The organism is Streptomyces sp. NPDC047880 (assembly GCF_040706515.1).
GTDB lineage: Bacteria > Actinomycetota > Actinomycetes > Streptomycetales > Streptomycetaceae > Streptomyces.
This window is the reverse complement of sequence record NZ_JBEZOK010000007.1, coordinates 222,024-244,061: the sequence shown is the minus strand read 5'-3', so window position 1 is coordinate 244,061 and position 22,038 is coordinate 222,024. Positions and strand designations below refer to the sequence as shown.

Annotated in this window: 22 protein-coding genes and 2 pseudogenes; 11 read left to right on the top strand and 13 right to left on the bottom strand. The window is 71.6% G+C overall.

Translation table 11 applies throughout. The features are described from left to right. Window positions 1-19: 19 nt before the first annotated feature. From AB0937_RS14230 to AB0937_RS14220, 3 genes and pseudogenes are all read right to left on the bottom strand, one after another. A complete protein-coding gene (locus AB0937_RS14230; protein WP_366711767.1) occupies window positions 20-1,192 on the bottom strand; it encodes a hypothetical protein in 1,173 nt (390 codons plus the stop codon). Between the two features lie 686 nt (window positions 1,193-1,878). Continuing rightward, the gene (locus AB0937_RS14225) at window positions 1,879-2,031 is read right to left on the bottom strand and encodes a hypothetical protein (RefSeq protein WP_366711882.1); all 153 of its coding nucleotides are present in this window, start codon (window positions 2,029-2,031) and stop codon (window positions 1,879-1,881) included. Beyond that, a pseudogene (locus AB0937_RS14220) lies at window positions 2,016-2,168 on the bottom strand (transcriptional regulator); the annotation flags it as partial. The gene AB0937_RS14225 and the pseudogene AB0937_RS14220, both read right to left, overlap by 16 nt. Before the next feature lie 256 nt (window positions 2,169-2,424). Here AB0937_RS14220 and AB0937_RS14215 point away from each other — a divergent pair. Together AB0937_RS14215 and AB0937_RS14210 are read left to right on the top strand one after the other, a co-directional pair. Further along, the gene (locus tag AB0937_RS14215; RefSeq protein WP_366711766.1) at window positions 2,425-2,859 is read left to right on the top strand and encodes an ATP-binding protein; all 435 of its coding nucleotides are present in this window, start codon (window positions 2,425-2,427) and stop codon (window positions 2,857-2,859) included. 42 nt (window positions 2,860-2,901) lie between these two features. After that, window positions 2,902-3,267, top strand: coding sequence for a hypothetical protein (locus AB0937_RS14210; protein ID WP_366711764.1), 366 nt, complete (start codon window positions 2,902-2,904; stop codon window positions 3,265-3,267). A 76-nt stretch (window positions 3,268-3,343) separates the two neighbouring features. Here AB0937_RS14210 and ppk2 read toward each other — a convergent pair whose 3' ends face one another. After that, window positions 3,344-4,300 (bottom strand): polyphosphate kinase 2, encoded by a 957-nt coding sequence (gene ppk2, locus AB0937_RS14205; protein ID WP_366711763.1) that lies wholly within the window; start codon window positions 4,298-4,300, stop codon window positions 3,344-3,346. A 309-nt stretch (window positions 4,301-4,609) separates the two neighbouring features. On the opposite strand from ppk2, the gene AB0937_RS14200 reads away from it, so the two are divergent. Beyond that, a complete protein-coding gene (locus AB0937_RS14200; protein ID WP_366711761.1) occupies window positions 4,610-5,101 on the top strand; it encodes a hypothetical protein in 492 nt (163 codons plus the stop codon). Between the two features lie 60 nt (window positions 5,102-5,161). On the opposite strand, the gene AB0937_RS14195 is transcribed toward AB0937_RS14200, so the two are convergent. The 5 genes from AB0937_RS14195 to AB0937_RS14175 form a co-directional block, all read right to left on the bottom strand. Continuing rightward, entirely contained in the window at window positions 5,162-5,620 is a 459-nt protein-coding gene (locus AB0937_RS14195) for a hypothetical protein (RefSeq protein ID WP_366711759.1), read from the bottom strand. A 15-nt stretch (window positions 5,621-5,635) separates the two neighbouring features. Then, window positions 5,636-5,890, bottom strand: a complete 255-nt coding sequence (locus AB0937_RS14190) for an SDR family NAD(P)-dependent oxidoreductase (RefSeq protein WP_366711758.1) — start codon at window positions 5,888-5,890, stop codon at window positions 5,636-5,638. 123 nt (window positions 5,891-6,013) lie between these two features. Then, window positions 6,014-6,412: a cupin domain-containing protein gene (locus tag AB0937_RS14185; RefSeq protein ID WP_366711756.1), complete on the bottom strand. Its 399-nt coding sequence runs from the start codon at window positions 6,410-6,412 to the stop codon at window positions 6,014-6,016. Between the two features lie 132 nt (window positions 6,413-6,544). Then, on the bottom strand, window positions 6,545-7,489 hold the full coding sequence (locus AB0937_RS14180) for an MIP/aquaporin family protein (RefSeq protein ID WP_366711755.1): 945 nt from the start codon (window positions 7,487-7,489) through the stop codon (window positions 6,545-6,547). A gap of 116 nt (window positions 7,490-7,605) precedes the next feature. Further along, entirely contained in the window at window positions 7,606-8,376 is a 771-nt protein-coding gene (locus AB0937_RS14175; protein WP_366711753.1) for a helix-turn-helix domain-containing protein, read from the bottom strand. A 119-nt stretch (window positions 8,377-8,495) separates the two neighbouring features. On the opposite strand from AB0937_RS14175, the gene folE reads away from it, so the two are divergent. Next, on the top strand, window positions 8,496-9,125 hold the full coding sequence (gene folE / locus AB0937_RS14170) for a GTP cyclohydrolase I (protein WP_366711752.1): 630 nt from the start codon (window positions 8,496-8,498) through the stop codon (window positions 9,123-9,125). Window positions 9,126-9,221: 96 nt separating this feature from the next. On the opposite strand, the gene AB0937_RS14165 is transcribed toward folE, so the two are convergent. Together AB0937_RS14165 and AB0937_RS14160 are read right to left on the bottom strand one after the other, a co-directional pair. Then, on the bottom strand, window positions 9,222-9,845 hold the full coding sequence (locus tag AB0937_RS14165; RefSeq protein WP_366711751.1) for a hypothetical protein: 624 nt from the start codon (window positions 9,843-9,845) through the stop codon (window positions 9,222-9,224). A gap of 100 nt (window positions 9,846-9,945) precedes the next feature. After that, on the bottom strand, window positions 9,946-13,599 hold the full coding sequence (locus AB0937_RS14160) for a LamG-like jellyroll fold domain-containing protein (protein ID WP_366711749.1): 3,654 nt from the start codon (window positions 13,597-13,599) through the stop codon (window positions 9,946-9,948). A 361-nt stretch (window positions 13,600-13,960) separates the two neighbouring features. Between AB0937_RS14160 and AB0937_RS14155 the strand changes: the two genes are divergently transcribed. From AB0937_RS14155 to AB0937_RS14135, 5 genes are all read left to right on the top strand, one after another. Then, window positions 13,961-14,983, top strand: a complete 1,023-nt coding sequence (locus tag AB0937_RS14155) for a LacI family DNA-binding transcriptional regulator (protein ID WP_366711747.1) — start codon at window positions 13,961-13,963, stop codon at window positions 14,981-14,983. A 132-nt stretch (window positions 14,984-15,115) separates the two neighbouring features. Next, complete coding sequence (locus tag AB0937_RS14150) at window positions 15,116-16,357, top strand: sugar ABC transporter substrate-binding protein (protein WP_366711745.1); 1,242 nt, start codon at window positions 15,116-15,118, stop codon at window positions 16,355-16,357. 46 nt (window positions 16,358-16,403) lie between these two features. Further along, entirely contained in the window at window positions 16,404-17,345 is a 942-nt protein-coding gene (locus tag AB0937_RS14145) for a sugar ABC transporter permease (protein WP_366711869.1), read from the top strand. Next, window positions 17,342-18,160, top strand: coding sequence for a carbohydrate ABC transporter permease (locus tag AB0937_RS14140; RefSeq protein WP_366711743.1), 819 nt, complete (start codon window positions 17,342-17,344; stop codon window positions 18,158-18,160). The genes AB0937_RS14145 and AB0937_RS14140 overlap by 4 nt, the downstream gene beginning before the upstream one ends. A 33-nt stretch (window positions 18,161-18,193) precedes the next feature. After that, window positions 18,194-19,936, top strand: coding sequence for a trehalase family glycosidase (locus AB0937_RS14135; protein WP_366711742.1), 1,743 nt, complete (start codon window positions 18,194-18,196; stop codon window positions 19,934-19,936). Between the two features lie 165 nt (window positions 19,937-20,101). Here the strand turns inward: AB0937_RS14135 and AB0937_RS14130 are convergent. Then, a pseudogene (locus AB0937_RS14130) lies at window positions 20,102-20,353 on the bottom strand (rhamnogalacturonan lyase); the annotation flags it as partial. Here AB0937_RS14130 and AB0937_RS14125 point away from each other — a divergent pair. Together AB0937_RS14125 and AB0937_RS14120 are read left to right on the top strand one after the other, a co-directional pair. Continuing rightward, a complete protein-coding gene (locus AB0937_RS14125; protein WP_366711881.1) occupies window positions 20,328-20,477 on the top strand; it encodes a hypothetical protein in 150 nt (49 codons plus the stop codon). The pseudogene AB0937_RS14130 and the gene AB0937_RS14125 sit on opposite strands and share 26 nt — an antisense overlap. 129 nt (window positions 20,478-20,606) lie before the next feature. Continuing rightward, entirely contained in the window at window positions 20,607-21,314 is a 708-nt protein-coding gene (locus AB0937_RS14120) for a GNAT family N-acetyltransferase (protein ID WP_366711741.1), read from the top strand. Window positions 21,315-21,334: 20 nt separating this feature from the next. Here AB0937_RS14120 and AB0937_RS14115 read toward each other — a convergent pair whose 3' ends face one another. Next, complete coding sequence (locus tag AB0937_RS14115) at window positions 21,335-21,997, bottom strand: 1,4-alpha-glucan branching protein (RefSeq protein WP_366711740.1); 663 nt, start codon at window positions 21,995-21,997, stop codon at window positions 21,335-21,337. Window positions 21,998-22,038: the final 41 nt, after the last annotated feature.

Below are 22,038 nucleotides of genomic sequence, written 5' to 3'. Positions count from 1 at the left end.
GCGCCGTGCGAGGCGGGTGTCACCCCTCCGACGTCGCGTGCTGAGCGGCGGTGCTCCTTGCGTCGCCGTCCTGGTGGCCGCGCTCGTCACCAGCCGCAGTCGCCGGGCGCTTGACCTTGAAGCGTTCGAACGTCCGTGTCAGCTGCTGGAGCGGGGACACCGCGGGCGGACCGGACGGCCGGGGGGCGGCGGGAGCGCTCGCCGCGGACTCCTGGTAGGCGGCCAGGGCCTCGTGGGCGCTCTCGGCCGCCGCCCGGTACAGGTCACGGGACTTCGTCATGGCCTCCAGCGCCTCCGCGTACATGGCCACCAGGCCGCGCTGGCGGTCCAGCTCCTCCTGGAGCGTCAGCAGGTGCCAGTCCTCCCGCACAGCGGTGAGCGCGTCGGCCGCGCCGTCGGGAAGGGGCCTGGGCAGCGCGGCGAACCGGGTCACCGCGTCGACGAGGTCGGCCGGCTCGGAGCCGTCGAGGAAGACCGCGCGGACCGAGAAGTCCTGGGCCTCGTAGCCCTCCGGCGCCGGGACGCCCGGCAGTACCACCGCGCCACCGCGCGGCACCTGGACGCCGGAGTCCCGCAGGGCCCAGTTCAGGCCACGCAGTTGCTGCGGCGCGGCATGGTGCTCCACCACCCGGTGGCGCAGGCCCGGCGGCAGCCACCGCGCCACCGGCGCACGCCCTCGGTCGTCGGTGGTCATCGCCTCGTGGACGACCACGTGGATGTGCCATCCGCCGCGCACGGCGCTCTTGAGCAGGCGGCGGATCTCCTTGTCGTCCTGGGGCAGCGCGTTGATCTCCCCCAGGGCCAGCCGCGTGGCGGCGTCCTGGCACCAGGCGGTGTCCGGCTCCTCCGGCCAGAACAGGCCCGCGGGGGAGGGCCAGGCGTCGCTCCACGGCTGCTCGGCCTCCGCGACCAGGGTCCACTCCTGCCCGTGCCCGTCGTCCGCGGCGGGCCGCACGCTCAGCCGGGCCCGTACGGTCACGTCGTCACCGGCCCGCCAGCGGGCCTCGAAGACGCGCTCCGCCGAGGGGGTCCCGTCGTCGGGCAACTCCAGAAAGTCGTCGATCGCCTGGCTGTCCTTGCGCTGCTGCAGCGTGCGCCGGAGAACGTCTTCCGCGGGGCCCGGGGTGTGGCGGCCGCGCGCCAGCCACACCGTGTCGGGAGTCATGGGGCGGACGGTGAGGGAGGTCAGCATGGGTCCATCTGTGAACGGGGGTGGGTGCGCCTGCCAGTATTGTCGCCGCAGGCCGACGGGTGCTACCCGGGGTCGCAGGGGGCTCCGGGTGCCGGTGGCGTACGTGTCTACCACCGTTCACCTCCCGGCCGGGCCGGGACACGCCACGGCGCCCGCCCGGGCACACCGGGCCCTGCGTCTGCTGCCGCCTGCCCGTGGCCGATGCGCCCGGTCGCCCGCACGCCCCGCCCTCTGTCCGTCTCACCGTCGGTCATGCGCACCGCCTACCCACGCCGGGCCGCACCATGTGACGCGAACGCGGCGGCGTGTGACGACCGGGCGGCGCGATGCGGCACGGGGCGGCGTGAGCGGTGTGGGGGAGCGTGAGCGGTGTCAGGGAGCGTCTTGCGGCACCAGCGGCACCAGCGGCACCAGCGGCACCAGCGGCATCAGCGGCATCAGCGGCATCAGCGGCACCAGCGGCACCAGCGGCACCAGCGGCACCGGGCGGCGCCCCGGGCCGCGGGTGACGCCGGGTGCACGGGATGTGCGCCGCGCGCGCCGGGTGTGCGCGCCGCGCGCACATCGGGCGATCTCACGCGTGGCCCGCCCGCCCCCACGGTCCCGACAATGGTGCGCACGAGCAGGGCCCGCCCACCATCCGCATCGGGGCGGGTCCTGCTCGCCCCGCGAGACGCGAGCGCCGCTCAGCGATCCACCTCACCGGCGGGCCGCGGCTCCTCCGGCCCGGTCGCCGCCCAACTGGCGAGGAGCTTCAGCCGGTCCTCGTACACGGTGCCGGGCTCGGCTGTGTAGAGGGCCGGGGAGTAGGGGGGACCTCGACGGGCTTGCGGCGGCATCGGGGCGACGGACCGCGCTGGGCGGTCCTGGCCAGGTCGAACAGGTAGGTGCGTTCGTCCTCGGTCAGCTGCAGAGTGCGGGCGACCGCGTCGAGGACGTCCTCGGAGACGCCGCCGATGCGGCCCTTCTCCAGACGAGGGGGGCGAGCTCGTACCCCCGATGAGCGCGGCCGCCCGCTCACACGAACAGGCGGCTCCGTGCCCCACGCACTGCGGAACACACGCACTGCGAACTCGTTCCTTCCGTGTACTGGCGGGCTGCGAGCGCGTTTTCGGCGGCGAAGGAGACGGAGCCGATGCCGGGGTGACGCGTCCTCATGCCTGCCGGGTCCCGGACCGGGTACACGGTTCTCGCACGAGCCGGTGTGGACCGAGAAGAGGGGACCGGGGGCAGTGGCGGTAAAGGCGATGGGGTGGGCGCACTCGTTCCGAATGTCCGAAGGAGTGCGCGCGGGAAGGGAGTGGACGCGCGGGCGTCTCGACTCCCTGCCCTGGGCCGCTGCCGAGCCGGACACGGTGGACGCCGTCGTGCTGGCGGTGTCCGAGCTGATCACCAACGCGCACATCCACGCACGCAGCGACGCGCACCTGGTCCTGACGTGGGACGGCGATTGCCTCCACGTGAGCGTCCACGACGAGGACCCGACGCTGCCGCGCCAGCGCGACCCGGAGCCGGGTGAGGTCTCCGGCCGCGGAGTCGCGATCGTGCGCAAGCTTGCCGACGAGTGGGGTATGAGGTGCCAGCGGCACGGCAAGACCGTGACCGCGTGCTTCCGTCCGGCCGACCCCGAGGCCACCGGTGACCGGCAGGGCGGCGGCGGCAGGTGAGCGCCGCTCACCGTCGCGTTCCGCTTCCGAAGGAGAAGTGTCGTGTACCTGGCACGAGGATCGAGTGATGACGACCCTTATGTCTGGCTCTGGGTCCTGGGCGCTCTCGCGCTGTACGCACTGATCAGCTACGGACTGACCTATCGCGCCCGCGCACGGCGCGGTTCCGCCCATCCGGCCCAGGACGCCCTGCACGACCTCAAGGACCGGGAGGACCCCCAGCCGCCCGGGAACCGCCTCGTCAGTCGCGTGATCATGTTGTGCGGAGCGGGGCTCACGGGGTGCGCCGCCTACCTCACCAGTGGCGCGGTGCGGGTTCTGACGGGCGGATTCACGGCCGTGGTGGCCGTGACCCTCTGGGCGTACTACGACCACCGCACACAAACTCGCGCCTCGGCGCGGCAGTGACCCGGCCCGGGCCGCTCACCCCTCCTGGGACCCGGGCCCCTCACCTTTCTTGGGAGGGGCCCGGGTCCCAGCGGCGTCAGCCCGGCCCCGGGTGCTTGCCGGGTCCCTCGGCGCCGGGGAACAAGGGAGTGGGCGACAGCGTGGTGTCCTCCTCACCCGGCTCCAGCAGGGTGTCGGCGGCTCCCACGATGAGGGGGTCGGGTGTGCCCACCGCCTCGCGGTCCTTGCTCGCGTAGTCGACGCGCGACAGCAGGCTGCGCATGGTCTCCAGCCGTGCGCGCCGCTTGTCGTTGCTCTTGACGACGGTCCAGGGCGCATGCGCGGTGTCCGTGGCGCGAAACATGTCCACCTTCGCCTCCGTGTAGTCGTCCCAGAGGTCCAGCGAGGCCAGGTCGGTGGGGGAGAGCTTCCACTGGCGCACCGGGTCGACCTGCCGGATCGCGAAGCGCGTGCGCTGCTCGGAGCGCGACACCGAGAACCAGAACTTCACCAGCAGGATCCCCTCGTCCACCAGCATCCGCTCGAAGGCCGGGCACTGGTCGAGGAACAGCTCGTACTCGTCCTTGGAGCAGTAGCCCATCACCCGTTCCACGCCGGCCCGGTTGTACCAGGAGCGGTCGAAGAAGACGATCTCCCCGGCCGTCGGCAGGTGCGCGATGTACCGCTGGAAGTACCACTGACCCGCCTCGCGTTCGGTGGGCTTGTCCAGGGCGACCACGCGTGCGCCGCGTGGGTTGAGCCGTTCGGTGAAGCGCTGGATGGTGCCGCCCTTGCCCGCCGCGTCCCGCCCCTCGCACACGACGACCAGGCGTGCGCCGGTGTCCTTGACCCAGCGCTGGAGCTTGAGCAGCTCTATCTGCAGGATGCGCTTGGTCCGCTCGTACTCCTTGCGGCCCACCTTGCGGTCGTACGGATAGTTCTCCCGCCAGGTCCGGATGGGGCGCCCGTCACCGTCCAGCACGATCGGCTGCTCCTGCCGGCTGGTGTCCACGGTCAGCCCGTCAAGCAGCTTGCCGGCGTCTTCGGCGCTCATCACTCGATTCCCCGTTCGGCTCGCACAACCGGCACCGAGCGTACGGTGCCGGGTCCTTCGGGACCGGCTCTCGTCGCTGGTCGGACGGGCACACGGGTGCCCCGTCCGGCCATTCCCATGTGGGATGCCGCGCGACAGCCCGTCAGATCGGGCTCCGGTGTGCCTTGACGCCGCGGAAGCGGCTCCTACGGTCTGGCACCACCGCCGGGCAACGTTGCCCACGTACTCCCGAGCCGCTTGTGCAACGTTTCAGTCGTGCTTCCGGGGACGGTGCACGGACGCGGTGCCGGCCAGGGAAAGGACGACACGGTGAGCGACGATGTGCGCGCCCCGAGCGGCGACGCGCGAGACCGCGGAGCCCCGCAGCGGGGGCCGCGCCGCCGCACCGTACTCGCGGCGGGCACCGGCGCCGCCCCGGCGCTCGCCCAGGTCATGGGCGCGGGTGCGACCGCGCAGGCAGCACCGCCCCGCCCCGAGGAGGACGCAGCCGTGTACGCGCTGACCGTCGAACACCGCACCGACCCGCTCGGCGTGGACGCCCCACACCCCCGCCTCGGCTGGCGCATGCGATCCGGCGGACGCGGACGCGGCCAGGACTCCTACGAGATCCTCGTGGCGGAGTCCCCCGGCAGGCTGACGCCGGCCCGCGCGGACGTCTGGAACAGCGGCCGCGTCCTCTCGGCCGAGTCGTCTCCGTCCGCGGGGGCCGGACCCCGCTCGCCCGGGTGGACGGAGTCCGCTTCACCGGACACGCGGACGGGGTGGCTTCCTACCGGCTGCCGTCCGGCTCGTACAGCCTGATGTCTCGCCTGCGCTGACCCGTACCCGGCGGGGCGGGCGCGGTGGATGAGGGGCTGCCGCTCACAGCGCCGTGCCGGTCTCCTCCGCCAGGGCCCGCACCAGACGCTCCTGGAACGCCTCGTCGTGGACGGCGCGGTGCGGCTGCGTCCGCTTGCCGTGGTACCAGTACCCGCCGGTGGACTGGGCCTCCGGGTCGTCGCTCGAGGCCAGCCACTCCTGCGTCCGGTGGCCGAGCTCGAGGTCGTCCGGCGCGTCGGGCCCGCCCATCCTCGTCGGAACCCAGCCGGGATCGACGGCGTTGCTCGCCACCCCGGGGCGCAGCCGGGCCACCGCGGCCGCCAGCGCCGTCACGAACAGCTTGCTGTCGGCGTACGACCCCGCGCTCGTGCCCCTCCAGTCGGTCCCCTCCAGCGCCGACGGGCGTCCGCCGAGATGCGAGCCGCTGCTCAGGTACACCAGCCGGCGCGGCCCGCGCAGCAGGGCCGTCAGCAGATAGGGCGCGACGATGTTGACCGGCATGACCGCGGGGCCGCTTTACACACCGGCGTTGTGGACGACGGCGTCGAGCGGCCGCGAGGCGTCCAGCTCGTCGGCGATCCGCCGCACGGCGTCACGCTCGGCGAAGTCCCCCACCACGACGTCCGCGCCGCGCTCGGCCAAGTCGTCCAGCACCTTGGCCCGTTCGGCACTCCGGGCGTGCACCACCACGTCGTGCCCGGCGGCCAGCAACGCCTCGGCCGTGGCCCTTCCCAGCCCGTCCGCGGACCCGGTCACCAGAATCCGGCTCACGGTTCCTCCCTTGGATCTGTTTCCTCTGCGAAGGATGCGTGTTCCGCGGGAGTCCTGCCCCAACCCTGCACGACGCATGACATGCCGCCGGCCCGGCCGCGCCTCACGCGCCGGGTACGGCTGTCACGCCCGGGGCCCGCCCTGGATCTGCATACCGGGGCGGCGGCGGTGCACCGTCACGTACGCCAGTCCGTCCGCGCCCGCGGTCACGCCGCGGACACTGCCGTGCGGCAGCCAGACGAGGCTGCCGGGCTCCACCGGGTGCGGCCCGGCCGCGGAGCCGAGCGTGCCGTCTCCGGAGACGACGAGCAGCAGGACGTCGAGGTCGGGTTCGGCGTGCGTGTCGATGGATCCCCGGGGCGGGACGCGGATGAGGTTGGCGTCCAGTTGCCGACCCGGCTCGGCCAGGCGCCACAGGGCTCCGGTCGCTTCCGGGTCGGCAGCGGCGAGCGCCCCGGTGTTGCCGAGGATCCGCGGAACCGGAGCGTCGGCCGCGCCGGGGAGCTCCTCCGGGTCAGTCATGGATCGTGCCACCATCCGATACGGGCCTGCCCTGGGCCGGTTGACCTGCCCGGCCGGCGATCCGCACCCCTAATGGGCGGACGCGAAGAAGAATCTAGCATCGGCCGGCGGCCCGGCCGCGGCCGATGCCGCTCACTCCTCGGCGGACGTGGTGGGACGCGTCCTTCCGGGCTCCGGCTCCTCGCCCGCCTGCGCGCGTGCGTGCAGCACGTCGCCGATGAAGAGGTCGTACACCAGCACGCCGATCACACCGCCGATGAGCGGCCCGACGATCGGGATCCACCAGTAGTCGCTGAACGCCCCGGCCAGGCTGCCGGGAAAGGCCAGTCCGTCCCATCCCGCCATCCAGGTGAACAGGCGCGGGCCGAAGTCACGGGCCGGGTTGATCGCGTAGCCCGCGTTGGCCCCGTAGGACATGCCGATGGCCGCCACGACGAAGCCGATCACCACCGGGCCGAGGTTCGCCTTCACGGCTGTGTTGCGCAGGTCGATGATCGCCACGACCAGCATGACCAGGAAGGCCGTGCCGACGATCTGGTCGATCAGGGGGCCCCAGACGCCACCACCGAAGTACGGCGCCGGGAACGTCGCGAAGATGGAGAACGAGGCGAGGGTCTTCCCGTTCGTCTTCGGCCCCTTGAAGGCGTCGTCGAAGGCGTTGATGGCGTCGTGGTAGACGGCGTAGACCAGGGCCGCCCCGGCGAGGGCGCCGAGCACCTGGGACGCCCAGTAGGGCAGGACCTTGACCCACGGGAACCTGCGGCGGACCGCGAAGGCCAGGGTGACGGCCGGGTTGATGTGCGCCCCGCTGACGCCTCCGGCCACGTAGATGCCCAGGATCACGGCCATGCACCAGCCCCAGGTGATCAGGAGCCAGTCCCCGGCGCCGAGGAAGAAGATGGTGGGCCCCTCGGTGCGGCCCGAGCCGGGCAGCGCGGCCACGGTCATCGCCACCACGCCGCAGCCGAAGGAGATGAGGACGAACGTCCCGAGGAACTCGGCCAGGCACTCGCCCGCCAGGCCTGCGCGACGTCTGAGCCTGGAGGGTTTCACCAGCGGCTTGATGTCGAGTGCCATGTGATCTCTCCCTGGGTTCGCTGCGGTCGCGAGTGACACGCGGTAATCACGTGGTAACCCGTGGTGTGCGCCGCGGCAACCGCAGGGCCCTCCGGCAGCCCGCTCGCTCCCCGTTTTCAGTGACCCGGGGACGACTGCGTCGCGGACTCGCCGCCGTCGGAACCGAGCCGGACGCAGCACTCCCCGGGTTCGGGTGCCGGTACCGCGCGCACGCCGCCGACCCCCAGGCCGTGGAGGTAGCCGCTGAGGAACTCCTGGTTCATGCCGCAGACCAGCTCCGGTGCCTTCGCCGCCAGCGGATGGAACGGGCAGTTGCGCAGCCGGATCCGCGTCGGGGCCTCCCGGACGGGCTCGTAGCCGTATTGCTCCAGCAGGCCCTCGCAGGTGGTCAGCCCGCGCTCGGGGCCCAGCCGGCCCGGACGGGTCTCGCGCCGAGCGGCCTCGCCCATCTCCAGACCGCGCTGCCGGGCGGCCCGCATCGCGGCCTGCACGGCGTTCTCGTCGGCCCGCTCGGTGAGCACGGCGTCCAGGAGCAGGTCGGCCAGCAGTTCGTGCCGCCGGTCGGGGATGTTCACGGTGATCTGGGCGTCGGTGGGCTCGTACACCTTGGGCTGCCTGCCGACCTTGCGGGTCCCCTCAGGCGACGCGTAGTGGGCGCGCAGCAGACCTGCGTCGACCAGCTTGTCGAGGTGGAAGGCGGCCAGCTTGCGGGAGATGCCGACGCTGGCGGCGGCCTCGTCGCGGGTGACGGGGCGCCGGGCCCGCCGGATGAAGGCGAACATGCGCCGGCGCGAGTCCTCGCTCAGGGCGCTGACGGAGTCGATGGCGCCGGCGGGGCCGATGGCGCTGCCGGCCGGATCGGCCTGTGGGGGCGGGTCGGAAGCCACGAGTCCACGGTAACTCCCACGCACGTGGGAGCAAGAGCGATCCGGTCCCCGTGGTCTGCACACCTTGACGCCGGAACGGAATAAAGGAAAAACTTGTTGGTGAAACCTAGGAGGTCACCATGCTCCCGCTCTCACCGCACGGCGAAGCGACGGCACTCGACCGGCCCGTCCTGCGAGTGGTCCACGAACCCGACGGGATCGACCTGGCCGCCGCCGAGGTCGCGGCGGGCCGGTTCCTTCAGGCCCTCGGCATCTCCACGGCCTCGGAGAGCCTGCGCGGCACACCCGGCCGGATGGCCCGTGCGTACGCCGAACTCTTCAGTCCCCGCCCCTTCGACCTGACCACGTTCCCCAACGACGAGGGCTACGACGAACTCGTCCTGGCCCGGCGCATTCCGGTCCGCACCGTCTGCGAGCACCACCTCCTGCCGGTGGTCGGCACCGCACACGTCGGCTACCTGCCCGGCGCCCGCATCCTGGGCCTGTCCAAGCTGGCGCGCGTCGTCGAGCACTTCGCCTGCCGCCCCCAGGTGCAGGAGCGACTGACCAAGCAGGTCGCCGACTGGCTGCAGGCCCACCTGGAGCCCAAGGGCGTCGGTGTGGTCATCGAGGCCGAGCACTCGTGCATGACACTGCGTGGTGTTCAGGCCACCGGTTCCGACACCTTGACCTCCACCCTCCTCGGACTCCTGCGCTCCGACGCCCGCTCCCGCAGCGAATTCCTCGCCCTGACGGGGGTGACCAGGTGAGGGGGCGCCGCCCGGCTGGGCCGCGACCGGGGCCTCGACACGACCGGGACCGCAGCGCCACGCGCCGCCACCACGCGGCCGGTACGGAGCGTGCGGTCAGCAGCGCAGGCCGACGATGCCCCAACCGCGGCGCTCTGCTTCCGTGACCACCTTTCCCCAGTCGGTGAGAAGCTCGGCAAACGATTCGAAGGTAGTGATCCAGCCGCCGGAATCCGCGGCGTGCCGGGTGAACGGCTCACGCAGAACCGTCAGGTGGGGTGCCGCCTCGTGCCACCACCCGGAGATCAGCTGTACGTGATCGGGCGGGCACCACAGCAGCAGATCCGCGTCCCAGGTGCACGGCTGCTCCGGGAGCCCCGAACCGGCCCCGGTGGTGTCTTCCAGACCGTGCCAGAACAACGCGTCGTTGAACCGGTCCAAGGAGTCGCGCACCGTGGGCTCGACGAAGTCGCGCATGTGGTCCCAGCGGTGGCCGGCCCAGAAGTGCGGCTTGTACGAGCCGAGCGAGTCCCGAAAGGCGTACCTGCCGTACCAGGCATCACCCGGCTGAGCAGGCCACGACCAGCCATGCTCGAAGAGGTCGTCGCTGTACGCCTCCCCGAAGGCGGCATCGATCAGCAACTCTTCCCGGTCGCCGGGGGCGACCGCCTCCACATGCGGCCAGTCCACGATCAGTACTTCGATCCCCACACCCATCGCGCCAGCGTAGGGCAGCAACACAGACGTTGATGACCGGCCGCATCCAGGGGTGACCAGATGAGGACGGCACAGCGCCCGGGACCGTCCAGGGGGACGGTCCCGGGCGCCGGGCGTCAGCGGGTCATCGCACCTCGCGCGCGTAGGGCGCGACGGTGATCCGGTCGATCAGCGGCGCGTAGCGCGAGCGGAGCAGGACGCCGGGGAACGTGTCCGAGGCGTAGGTGGTGCCGTCGAAGTCCGGCAGTTCCTCGGAGCGGAACCCGATCGTGTTCTCTCCCTTCTTCAGCTGGACCGGGACGGTCAGCTCCCAGAAGTTGTTCTGGTGGAAGCTGTGCGGGAAGCCGACGCGCCGCGCCGTGCCGCCGTTGACGCTGATGTCGGCGTGGCGGGCGAGCGGGTCGGGGTTGTAGTGCGTGGCCTCGGACTGCTCGGGGTTGGAGTAGCGGATGCGCAGCGCGTACAGGCCGGCCCGCTCGGCCGTCACGGTGAACGTCGCGGTGTTGTCGTTGCCGGGGGCCCCGCCGATGCCCGTGATCGCCGTGCCGTCGGTGGCGAGGGACAGCGGGGTGAGCGTGGCCGAACCGGTGAGCGTCGCGCCCCCGGCTTCGTAGGTGCGCGCCGGCAGGGCGCCCTCGGCCGGTGTGACCGTGAGGCGGTCGACGAGGGTCGTGGCCGGGCCGCCGGTCACGGTCACCTTGTTGACGCCACCGGAGAGGGAGACCGCCGCACGGCTCCGGTCCTTGGCCAGGCGCAGCACGTCATGGCCGTTGACACAGAGCCGGGCGCCGCTGCCGCCGAGGGTGTCGACCTGGAGGGTGGCCTCGCGGTCGGCCGGCGAGTAGACCCAGAACGTCGCGCTCTGGCCCTTCGCGAGCCGGACCGCGCCCGAACCGGTGGCCGCCGGCTTGGGAAGGTCGTACACCGGACGTGCCCCGCCGGCCGGCCACGCCAGTTCGCCCTCGTACACCTGGGTGCCCGCCGAGGCGCGGGGGAGGGAGAGGGTGAGGCGGTCGACGATGGCGTCGCCCTGGGTGGCGCGCTCGCCGTCGGCGCTCCTCGCGGCGAGCGTCAGGGTGTGCTTGCCCTTGGTGAGCTCGACCTTGGTGTCGGTGTGGTCCCACACGACCCACTTGTAGCCGAGCGGCAGGTGCAGTTCCTGCTCGCCGGCCGCCTTGCCGTCCACGCGCAGGAAGACGTTGGTGGGGCCCTGCTCCTTCACCTTGTCGTAGGTGTTGAGGGAGTTGGCGAAGACACTCAGGTCGTAGGTGCCGTCCTCGGGTACGTCCACGGTGAAGTCGAGCGCGACGTCCGAGCCGGTGCGCAGACCGCCGACGTCGTAGCCGCCGGAGGTGTAGAACTTCGACACGTCCCGGGGCGAGCCCTCGGGGCCGTTCCTCGACCAGCCGGAGCCGGTGTGCGCGGCGTCCTCCGCCTCGTACGAGGACTGCCAGCGCACCGGTGGTGCCTGCGTGCCCCTCGCTTCCCCGGCCGGACTGAGGACGACCTCGTACGCCGAGGACTCCTTCAGCTTCGGCAGGACGCCGTCGCCGAAGTCGAGCGCCACCGTGCCGTCGTCACCGACCGTCAGGTTCGTCTCGGCGAGGAGCTTCGGCCCGGAGGAGTCGCCGACCTGCCCGCTCCACTCGACCTCCCGCACCCAGGCGTGCACCCGCTTGCCGAAGACCTTCTCCGGGACGCCCGCGAAGGTGATGTGGCCCTTGCCGGTCGACCCGCCGAAGATCAGCCGGGACTGCTTCCTCTTCTCGTCGAGGGTGGCGACGCCCTGCATGGTGTAGTTCTCACCGGGGAAGGGCGCGGTGACCTTCACGGTGTGGCCGCTCATCGAGGCGTACGAGTTCAGCAGCCACCACTGCCCGTTGCCGCGGCCCGACTGCACCGCGGAGTCCGACAGGTTGCCGTCGATGTTCCAGTACGCGATGTCGGCGTCGACCTTGGACTCCTCGATCGCGGACACCCACTGGATCATCTGGCCCGGCACCGAGGTGTGGTAGTTGAACGCGTACTCGTTGATGTTGACGGGGAGTCGGGTACCTTCCCGGTCGGTGCCCTTGAACAGGTCCTTCTCCCACGCGCGGTACTTCGCGACGCTCTGGCGCACCGCCTCCGGGTGGCTGAGCTCGTGCCAGGTGATGACGTCCGGGAGGGTGCCGGTGGCCAGGGTGTGACCGAGGAATCCCTTCACCTGGTCGTAGAGGACGCTGGTGTTGGGCCCCGCGATCCGGGCGTCGGGCATCCTGCCCTTGATCAGCTTGTACGCGTCGTCCCAGGCGGCGAAGTAGGCGTCGGGCTCGCTCAGCCAGCTGACCTTGTCGTAGCTCCACTCACCGGTGCCGAACATGTTGCCCTCGGGCTCGTTGAACGGCACGAAGACGATGTTGTCCTGGTACTGCTTCGGCAGCTTCAGAACCTGGTCGACCTGCTGGGCGATCTTCTCCTTGTAGAGCTTCAGCTTCTCCGCGGGGGTGTCGCCGGGCCACTGGTACGGGAAGCCCCGGTGGATGTCCGTCATGTAGATGTACACATCACCGTCGGTGGAGTCGGCCAGCGGCTTCACGACCTCCAGGGCGTCCGCACCGGGGTGCTGCGGACCGTCCTGCGCCTTGGTGGAGACCGTGCGCAGCCCCATGCCCTCGATGAGGTTGCCGGTCGGGACGTCCGGCCCGTACACGCCGTAGAGGGTGCCGGAGGCGCCGCCGTGGAACGCGCCGGTGTCCGAGCCGAGGTCGACGGTGAGCTCCCCCTCGCGGACCACGGTGACGGTGGCCTTCACGGCACGTCCGGCCGCGGTGCCGGCGACCGTGAAGGTGCCCGGTGAGGCGTACTTGTCGGAGGGCACGGCGTCCCAGGTGACGGGGGTGTCGCGGTCGTAGCCGTCGGAGAAGGAGGCGCGGACGGCGGCGGGCAGGGCCGGGGCGGTCCCGGTGGAGGTACGGACCTCGAAGGACGTCCGGGAGAGTTCCTGGAGGGTCGGCACGGCACCGACCGTACCGGCCACCTGCTCGGGGGTCAGCGCCGCGTGCCACACGGTGAAGTCGTCGATCGCGCCGTGGAGCAGCGGGTCGGGGTAGAGGGACTTGCCGATGTACCCGGCGGCGGTGGCGGAAGCGTCCAGCAGGTCCCCGGCCTTGATGGTGGTCGCCGCAGAGGAGACCGGCACGCCGTCGAGGTAGGTGGTGAGCCGGCCGGCCCTCGTGTCGAGGGTGACGGTGACCGTCCGCCACTCGTTCGCCGGCAGGCTCGCGTAGCCGCGGACCTGGCTCTCCGCACCCCCGCCGCCGGTCGTCACGGAGGTCTGGAAGAGCCCGTTGCCGTTGGAGGGAGTGCTGAAGAGGTACTTGGTGGTGTTCGTGCCCAGGTCGAAGATCCGCTGCCAGGGCGAGGTGTCGCCGCTCCACTTCACGCGGGCGGCGACGGTGAGGTCGGTCGTGCCGGTGAGCACCTGGCGGGGCAGCCGGACGTACGCACCGTCGGAGGCGGGCGCACCACCGGGAAGGGACAGTGCCCTGCCTCCGGACGTGCCGTCGACCGACCGGGCGGTGGCGCCGTTCACCAGGGTCGCCGTCAGGCCGTTGCCCGAGCTGTCCGTGATCTTCCCGGAGGCGAGGTCGTCCTGGTCGAAGGAGTAGCGGGCGGCGGGCTTCGGGGGCTCGGCGGCCTGCGCGGGGGCGGCAGGCGAGGCCAGCAGGCCCGCCCCGAGGGTCAGCACCACGGCTGCCGGGGCCCGGCGCCGCGAGAATCTGTCAGGGGATGGCATGGATGGCGTCCTCAGTCGTCGTGCCGTCGTGCCGTCGCTCCGTCGAGCGACGGGTGGCCCACGGATTCCTCGAACCGGTTCGATCGGTGGCGTGTGCAGGGGGCGGACGTATGAGCCGGGCGGTGGGTGCGGAAGTGCGCGGGTGGGGATATGCGGGGCTGTCCATCCGCGGCCAGAGGGGGCGATGCGTCGAACCGGTTCGCGAAACTAGCACCGGCGCCCCGGGCCGACAATCCCCGCGGCACGAGGATCTCGGGCGTTCGACGAGCGGACCAGCGATGCTTGTTCGAGGTGTTGACAGGAGTCGGGGCAGTTCCTACGTTCCTGCCATGCGAACCGGTTCGACGAGCCAGGAGTTGCTGTGAACATCGGTGAGATCGCCCGACGTGCCGGTGTCTCCCGCAGCACCGTGTCCTACGCACTCAGCGGCAAGCGCCCGGTCTCGGAGGAGACCCGCCGGAAGATCCAGCAGGTGGTCGACGAGCTGGGCTACCGGCCCAGCGCCAGTGCCCGCGCCCTGGCCAACGGGCGCACCAGCACGATCGGCCTCGTCTTCCCGCCGGCCGGGAACCACTACACCGGGATGCAGCTGGACTTCATCGGCAGTGTCGTGGAGGCCGCAGCGGCCTACGACTACGACGTGCTGCTGTCGCCGAGCGGCGTGGACAGCGACCGGTCCTTCCAGCGGCTGCTGGGGGAGCGGCGGGTCGACGGTGCCATCCTGATGGAGATCCGACTGGAGGACGACCGGGCCGATCACCTGGCAGCCCTGGACTTCCCGGCCGTCGCCATCGGCCGCACCGCCCACCCGGAGAACCTCTGGTGGGTGGGGCTGGACCACACCGCGCTGGCGGCGGCGTGCGTCCACCACCTCGCCGACCTGGGCCACCGCCGGGTGGCCTTCGTCAACCGGCCCGAACAACTGCTGCGGGCCGGGTACGAATCCGCTCACCGCGGCCTGGACGGCTTCACCAAGGCCGCGGCCGAGCGCGGGCTGACCGTCCGGACGTACTGCTGCGGGGACGACGCCGCCGCCGGCCAGACCTGCCTGGAGCGGATCCTGCACGACGACCCGGAGACCACCGCCCTGGTCACCCTGAACGAGGCCGCGCTGGGCGGCCTGTACCGAGGGCTGGCCCGGGCCGGCCGCCATGTGCCTCGCGACTTCTCCGTCACCGGAGTGGTGGCGAGCCGGTGGGCGGAGACGGTGACCCCGCAGCTCACCGCCGCCGACGTGCCGGCGGAGGAACTGGGCCGGCGAGCCGTCGAACTGCTGGTGGAGCGGCTGGACCAGCCCGGCGCCCCCGCCAGGCACCACCTGCTGACACCTCCCATCTCGCTGCGGGCCAGCACCGGCCCCGCCTCCGGCTCCCCACAGCCCTGATCCGGCCCCGGCCCCGCCCTTCCTCTCCCCGTCTTCTTCGAGCACACCCCTCACCGCCTCCCTCCGGTGTGCCCGCTTGCCCCACATCGCCCCCGCCACGGCACCCCTGTGCCCAGAACGAAGGAACCCGCGATGCACAGCTCCTCCAGACGGCGCCTCGCCGCAGTGGCCGTGTCGACCGTCCTCGCCGCGGCCGGCACCGCCTGCTCCTCCGGCTCGGGCAGCACCGGCACCAAGGGCGCGGACAGCGGCACCTACACCATCTGGGACCCCTACCCCCAGTTCTCCAAGGGCTCGGCGTGGGTGAAGCTGCTGGACGCCTGCGGCGACAAGGCCGGCGTGAAGGTCGAGCGGACCGGCTTCGACACCAGCGACCTCGCCAACAAGACGCTGCTCGCGGCCCAGCAGGGCAACTCCCCGGACGTGCTCATCGTCGACAACCCCGTGGTGTCGACCCTGGCCGAGGCGGGCGTGCTCACCACGACCGACGAGAACAAGCTCGACACCTCCGCCGTGGACCCCAACCTCCTCGCAGCCGGCCAGTCGGACGGCAAGACCTACGGCACCCCGATCGGGGCCAACACCCTAGCGCTCTACTACAACAAGGAGGTCCTCGAGGCGGCCGGTGCCGACATCGCCTCCGTCAAGGACTGGAAGTCGCTGACGGCAGCCCTCGCCAAGGTCGGCAAGACGGGCAAGAAGGGCATCACCTTCTCCGCGATCGGCACCGAGGAGGGCAGCTTCCAGTTCCTGCCGTGGTTCTGGGGCTCCGGCGCGAAGCTCACGGAGCTCGACTCCCCCCAGGCCGTCTCCGCTCTGTCCCTGTGGAAGAACTGGCTGGACAAGGGCTACGCCCCCAACTCCGTCCTGAACAACACCCAGACCACCAGCTGGCAGGAGTTCGCGAGCGGGGACTACGCCTTCGCCGAGAACGGCACCTGGCAGCTCGCGGCCGCAAAGAAGGCCGGCTTCGACTTCGGTGTCCTGCCCATCCCGGCCACCGGCGAAGGAGACGCCGCGGCCCCGACGGGCGGTGAGTTCGTCACCGTCCCCGTCCAGAGCGACACCGCCCGCTACGCCACCACGGGCAAGCTCACGGCATGCCTGACCAGCTCGACGAACCTGTACGACACCGACACCACCCTGTCCTACGTCGCCCCCACCGAGGAGGTCCGCAGGAAGCAGGTGGCGGCCGACCCCGCACTGAAACCATGGGCCGACGCGGTCAAGGCGGCCAAGGGCCGCACCAGCGACGACCTGGGCACCAAGTACCCGAAGATCTCCGAGCAGTTGTGGAAGGCCGTGCAGTCCGCACTGAGCGGGTCCAAGTCGCCCGAGGACGCGCTGACGTCCGCGCAGGCCTCGGTCGAGTGACGGGGGACCGGTGAAACAGACCCTCCAGCCGCCGGACCACCGCTTTGTGCGGGTCCGGAACGGGGCCGCCGCCCCGCCCCCGGACCGCACCCCGCGAAGCCGCCGGCCCGCCTCCCCGCAGTGGGCCGCCTGGGCCTTCCTCACCCCGGTGACCCTCTATCTCGCCCTGTTCTACGCCTATCCGCTCTACCGCAACCTCGACCTGAGCCTGCGCGACTACACCGTCCGCTCCTTCGTCCAGGGCGATGCCCCGTTCACCGGCCTGGAGAACTACCGGAAGGTCTTCGACGACCCGGCCTTCGCCCCGGCCCTGTTCCACACCGTGGTCTTCACCGGCGTGTGCCTGGTCTTCCAGTACGCCCTCGGGCTGGCCCTCGCGGTCTTCTTCAACCAGCACTTCCGGCTCTCGGCGACCCTGCGGGCGCTGTTCCTCGTCCCGTGGCTGCTGCCGCTGATCGTGTCGGCCTCGACCTGGTCGTGGATGTTCAACAGCGACTCCGGCATCGTCAACGCGGCACTGCACGCCATCGGCCTGGACGCCGTCAACTGGCTCACGTCACCGTCCTGGTCGCTCACCTCGGTGATCATCGCGAACATCTGGATCGGCGTGCCGTTCAACCTGGTCGTGCTCTACAGCGGCCTGCAGTCCATCCCCTCCGGCCTGTACGAGGCAGCCGCCCTCGACGGAGCGGGCGCCTGGCGCCGCTTCTGGAGCATCACCTTCCCGCTGCTGCGTCCCGTCTCCGCCATCACACTGCTCCTCGGACTCGTCTACACGCTCAAGGTCTTCGACATCATCTGGATCATGACCAAGGGGGGCCCGGCGGACGCCTCCACGACCTTCGCCACCTGGTCCTACCGGCTCGGCTTCGGCAACCTGCTGCCCGCCTTCGGCCCGGGCGCGGCCGTCGGCAACCTGCTGGTGGTGGCCGCCCTGGCGTTCGGCCTCGTCTACATGAGGGTCCAGCGAAAGCAGGCGTATTCATGAACAGCCGACGCACCCGGGGAAAGACGACCGTCGGTGTCCTGCTGACCGCGATCATGCTCTTCCCGGTCTACTGGATGCTGAACGTGTCCCTCACCCGCGACCAGGACATGCGCAAGGCACCGCCCGATCTGTTCCCCGTCCACGGCACCCTGGCCGGCTACCGCACCGTCCTCGACGAGCAGTTGCCCTACCTGGGCACCAGCCTGGTCATCGGCCTGGGCACCGTCGTCCTCACCGTCGCGCTGTCCGCCCCCGCCGGCTACGCCCTGGCCAAACTGCGGCCACGTGGCGGGGGAGTGCTGAGTTTCCTCCTCCTCGCCGCGCAGATGATCCCCGGCATCATCATGGCGATGGGCTTCTACGCCATCTACCTGCAACTGGGACTGCTCCAGTCCGTCCCCGGGCTGATCGTCGCCGACTCGACCCTGGCGGTCCCCTTCGCGGTGCTCATCTTCACCGCGTTCATGTCCGGCATCCCCGGTGAACTGCTCCAGGCGGCCCGGACGGACGGTGCCGGCCCGGTGCGCACCTTCTGGTCGATCATCCTGCCGATGAGCCGCAACGCCGCGGTGACGGTGTCGCTCTTCGCGTTCCTGTGGTCCTGGTCCGACTTCGTCTTCGCCGGCACCCTCGTCAACGGAGGGGCGCACGAGCCGATCACCCTCGGCATCTACCACTACATCGGCAACAACAACCAGGAGTGGAACGCCATCATGGCCACCGCCGTCGTGGCCTCGCTGCCCGCCGCGGTCATCCTCGTCCTGGCCCAGCGCTACGTCGCCGCCGGCGTGACGGCCGGCGCGGTCAAGGACTGACCTTCCCCCTGCTCGAGAAACGAGTGACCCCTCATGACCGCCAGCCGTTCCGGCCCGGCCTTCTCCGTCCACGACATCCCGTTCAGCACCTACGGATCCTGGTTCGGTATCTCGCCCGTGGTGGCCGAGAAGACGTACGCCGACGATCTGCACCTGGTCTCCCACCAGAACGGCATGCACGCCGTGCTGAGCCTGACCCCGCTGCACCCGGTGACGGGCGATCGGGCCCGGACCCGAGTGGAGGCGAGACCGGGCCTGCTCAGCTGGATCGGCGCGGACGGGCGCGTCGACCTCGCCTACGAGGCGCCGGACACCGTGCGACTGCGGGGGAGCGGCCTGGGGATGGCCGTAAGGGCGGCCGCGCGGACCCTGACGCCGTTCAGCGGCAGCTACTTCTTCCACGACGCCGCCGCCGGGGCCCACGTGTTCACGTCCTACGAGACGGGACGGCGGTACCGGGTCACCGCCTTGTCCGGCGGCCTCGACGCGACCGGCGCCCAGACGCTGGGCAGCGCCGATCGGGGTGTCGCCACCGCCGCCGGGCCGGGCGGGACCTGGGAGATGGCGATCGAGGAACTCGGCACCGCCCGCCCGCCGTACACGTCCCCCGCGGACTTCGCCGGCGTCGTGGCCGCCGCGCAGGACTCGTTCGCCGCGTTCGTGGACGCGGTGGCCCCCTGGCGTTCTCCCGCCACTCCGGCCGCCGGACTGGCCGCCTACGTGCTCTGGTCGGCCACCGTGAACCCGGCCGGTCTGGTCACCCGCCCCGCGGTGCTGATGTCCAAGCACTGGATGAACAAGGTGTGGAGCTGGGACCACTGCTTCAACGCCCTGGCCCTGGCGCCCGGTTGCCCGGAACTGGCCCGTGACCAGTTCGCCCTGCCCTTCGACCACCAGGACGGCAGCGGCGCCCTGCCCGACTCGGTGACGCACTCCGAGGTCCTGCACAACTTCGTCAAACCGCCGATCCACGGCTGGGCCTTCGGCCATCTGCGCCGCCGCCTGCCGGAGCCTCCCGGCCCGGCCGAACGGAGCGAGGTCTACCGCCGGCTGGAACGCTGGACGAACTTCTGGCTCACCGCCCGCCGCGTCCCGGGCTCCGCCTTCCCGCACTACCAGCACGGCAACGACAGCGGCTGGGACAACGCCACCACCTTCGACCCCGGGCGGGTGGTCGAGACCGCCGACCTGTCCGCCTTCCTCGTCCTCCAGTTCCGTGAACTGGCCCATCTGGCGGACGGATTGGGTCTGGAGGACGAGGCCCGCGCCTGGTTGCGAGCCGCCGAGGAGACTCAGACGGCCCTGCTGGACCAGCTCTGGAAGGACGACCGGTTCGTCACCCGGGGAGTGGGCACGGGAGACACCTGGAGCAGCACGAGTCTCCTCGACCTGATGCCCATCGTGCTCGGCGAGCATCTCCCGGCCCACGTCAGCGGCGCCCTGGCCGACCACATCAAGGCCCACCTGACCCCGTACGGCCTCGCCACCGAACTGCCGACGTCACCCCACTACCTCGACGACGGCTACTGGCGCGGCCCCATCTGGGCTCCCGCCACCGTCCTCATCGAGGACGGGCTGCGCCGCGCCGGCCACCACCGCCTGGCGGACGACATCAGCACGCGCTTCCGCGCCCTGTGCGAAACCCACGGCTTCGCCGAGAACTTCGACGCCCTCGTCGGGACGGGCCTGCGCGACCGTGCCTACACCTGGACCGCCAGCAGCTACCTCCTCCTCGCGGAGGCGCACGCACTCCGGGGCGACCACGACCTGACGTGAACTCCGGCGGCCCGCTCATGGCCGGGCGAGACGCACGACCCGGTCATGGAGGCGCCGCACGTGGTCCTCGGACTCCGGCTTCATCAGGACGCTGCGCAGGACGCGGGCGCCGTCGGCGTCGCCGGTGACCTTCGGGAAGGTGAGCCACAGGGCGGCGGCCGAGGCTCCGGCGAGGAAACGGTCGACGCGGTTGCCGTAGCTGTCGCCCCAGGAGGACACGGTGCCGCGGCCCGGGACGTAGTCCACGGTCTGCATCGCCTTGCCCGTCCGGCCGTTGAACATCGTCAGGAACCCGGGCCCGGACAGGACGTAGCCGCTGGAGTCGCGGTGGTCGGGGGAGGAGTCACCGATGACCGCGCCGGTGCCGTCGCGGGTGCCGTCGGCGGTCTTCATGGCGACCTCGGCCGTGCCGTCGCCCGTGGGCGCCTTCTTCTGCAACGACCACACCCACTTCGAGACGTACGGCGCCCAGCGGCTCGCCGGACTCGTCGCCGGTGACGTCCGCAGGCAGAACGTCCCGCCGGCCGCCTATCTCCGGTAGTGCCCGGATGCGGTCGTGACGCGCTGACTAGCATGGCTGCCGACATCCGACATCCGACATCCGACATCCGACGGCCGCGTCGGCCCGCCGGCCGACGGGCTCCGGCAGGACACGGAAAGGCGCAGCACGATGACGGGCCTCAGCGACGCCGCCGCACTCGACGACCCGGTGGGCGAATCGCTCCGCGGGCACCACGCGCATCTCGCCCGCCGCCTCGGCGGTGCCGCCACCTATGTACCCGGAGTCGCGACGTTCTCCGCGGTGCCCGCCGAGCCGGACGCGGCGGCCTGGCAGGACCTGGCCAAGTTGCTCGGACCGGGCGAGTTCGCGGACATGTTCAGCTGCCCGGCGATACCGCCGCCGGACTGGGAACCGGTTTTCGTCCTCGAGGGCCGCCAGATGGTCTGGGCCGGCGGCAGTGTCCCGGACCCCTCACCTGAGGGCTCGGAAACCGGCGTCGTCCGACTCGGCGCCGAGGACGTGCCCGAGATGCTCGACCTCGTCGAGCGGACCCGGCCGGGGCCCTTCCAGCCCCGCACGCACGAACTCGGCACCTACCTCGGCGTCCGCGACGGCGGCACGCTGGTGGCGATGGTGGGGGAGCGGCTGCGGCCTCCCGGGTGGACCGAGATCAGCGCCGTCTGCACCGCCCCCGAGGCCCGCGGGCGGGGGCACGCCGTCCGCCTGCTGCGCGCGCACATCGCACGCGTCGTCGCTCGCGGCGAACGTCCCTTCCTGCACGTGGCCGAGGCGAACACCGGGGCGCTCGCGCTCTACGAACGGCTCGGCTTCGAGACCCGCAAGCACGTGACGTTCCGCGGGTTCCGCACCCCGTGAAGGGGCCGGCCCTCGGCCGCCTACGCCGGTCCGGCGCTGTGCAGCACGGCGAAGACCCCCTGGGTGCGGGTGCCGTCCGGCATCGACCAGGCGCCGGTGACGTGGCCGATCGCGCCGTGCGGAGGGGAGGGCGGGCCGTCCGGGACGGGCTCCAGGACCCGGTGCAGGCGGAGTGCCGCACCCTGGGGCGTGGTCAGCGCGGTGCCCTCCCGGTCGTCGGTGACGGTGAAGTCCGTGAAAAAAGGGGAGTCCTCGCCGGTGCTCGCGACGACGACCCCCTGCGCGGGCGCGTCGCTGACGTCCTGGTCCTGAGCCTGCGCCCGTCCCCCGATCAGCGCCGTCAGCTCGGCGACGAGCACGGGATCGTGGCAGCCGTCGTAGGCCCAGCGCCGTCCCAGCACGCCGTGTTCCATCGTGCCGACGAGGGCGTGTTCCGCCCCTTCGAGCGGGCCGCCGCGATAGGTGAGCGGCACCAGGTACGTGGTCGGCCGGTGGCCGGAGGTGTCGGTGACCACCATGAACTCGATGCCCACCTCGCCGCTCGGATCGTCCAGCCGGAACCCGCCCGCCTTCGCCAACGCCGGCTCGGCCGCGCCGCCCCGGTACCACGGGCGGGACGGCAGCCAGGAGGTCACGAGTTCCAGCTTGGTCGGCTTGAGGGTGGTGTGATGGATGACGGCCATGCCGAGGTTCCCTTCCGACGCGTCCTGCGAGTGATCACACT

Excerpts from the sequence above, each read along its gene's own strand:
- AB0937_RS14180 (WP_366711755.1), bottom strand. The coding sequence starts at position 7,489 with ATGGCACTCGACATCAAGCCGCTGGTGAAACCCTCCAGGCTCAGACGT.
- AB0937_RS14115 (WP_366711740.1), bottom strand. The coding sequence starts at position 21,997 with ATGGCCGTCATCCATCACACCACCCTCAAGCCGACCAAGCTGGAACTC.
- AB0937_RS14135 (WP_366711742.1), top strand. The coding sequence starts at position 18,194 with ATGACCGCCAGCCGTTCCGGCCCGGCCTTCTCCGTCCACGACATCCCG.
- folE (WP_366711752.1), top strand. The coding sequence starts at position 8,496 with ATGCTCCCGCTCTCACCGCACGGCGAAGCGACGGCACTCGACCGGCCC.
- AB0937_RS14120 (WP_366711741.1), top strand. The coding sequence starts at position 20,607 with ATGACGGGCCTCAGCGACGCCGCCGCACTCGACGACCCGGTGGGCGAA.
- AB0937_RS14160 (WP_366711749.1), bottom strand. The coding sequence starts at position 13,599 with ATGCCATCCCCTGACAGATTCTCGCGGCGCCGGGCCCCGGCAGCCGTG.
- AB0937_RS14125 (WP_366711881.1), top strand. The coding sequence starts at position 20,328 with ATGGCGACCTCGGCCGTGCCGTCGCCCGTGGGCGCCTTCTTCTGCAAC.
- AB0937_RS14150 (WP_366711745.1), top strand. The coding sequence starts at position 15,116 with ATGCACAGCTCCTCCAGACGGCGCCTCGCCGCAGTGGCCGTGTCGACC.
- AB0937_RS14195 (WP_366711759.1), bottom strand. The coding sequence starts at position 5,620 with ATGCCGGTCAACATCGTCGCGCCCTATCTGCTGACGGCCCTGCTGCGC.
- AB0937_RS14230 (WP_366711767.1), bottom strand. The coding sequence starts at position 1,192 with ATGCTGACCTCCCTCACCGTCCGCCCCATGACTCCCGACACGGTGTGG.
- AB0937_RS14140 (WP_366711743.1), top strand. The coding sequence starts at position 17,342 with ATGAACAGCCGACGCACCCGGGGAAAGACGACCGTCGGTGTCCTGCTG.
- AB0937_RS14225 (WP_366711882.1), bottom strand. The coding sequence starts at position 2,031 with ATGCCGCCGCAAGCCCGTCGAGGTCCCCCCTACTCCCCGGCCCTCTAC.
- AB0937_RS14185 (WP_366711756.1), bottom strand. The coding sequence starts at position 6,412 with ATGACTGACCCGGAGGAGCTCCCCGGCGCGGCCGACGCTCCGGTTCCG.
- ppk2 (WP_366711763.1), bottom strand. The coding sequence starts at position 4,300 with ATGAGCGCCGAAGACGCCGGCAAGCTGCTTGACGGGCTGACCGTGGAC.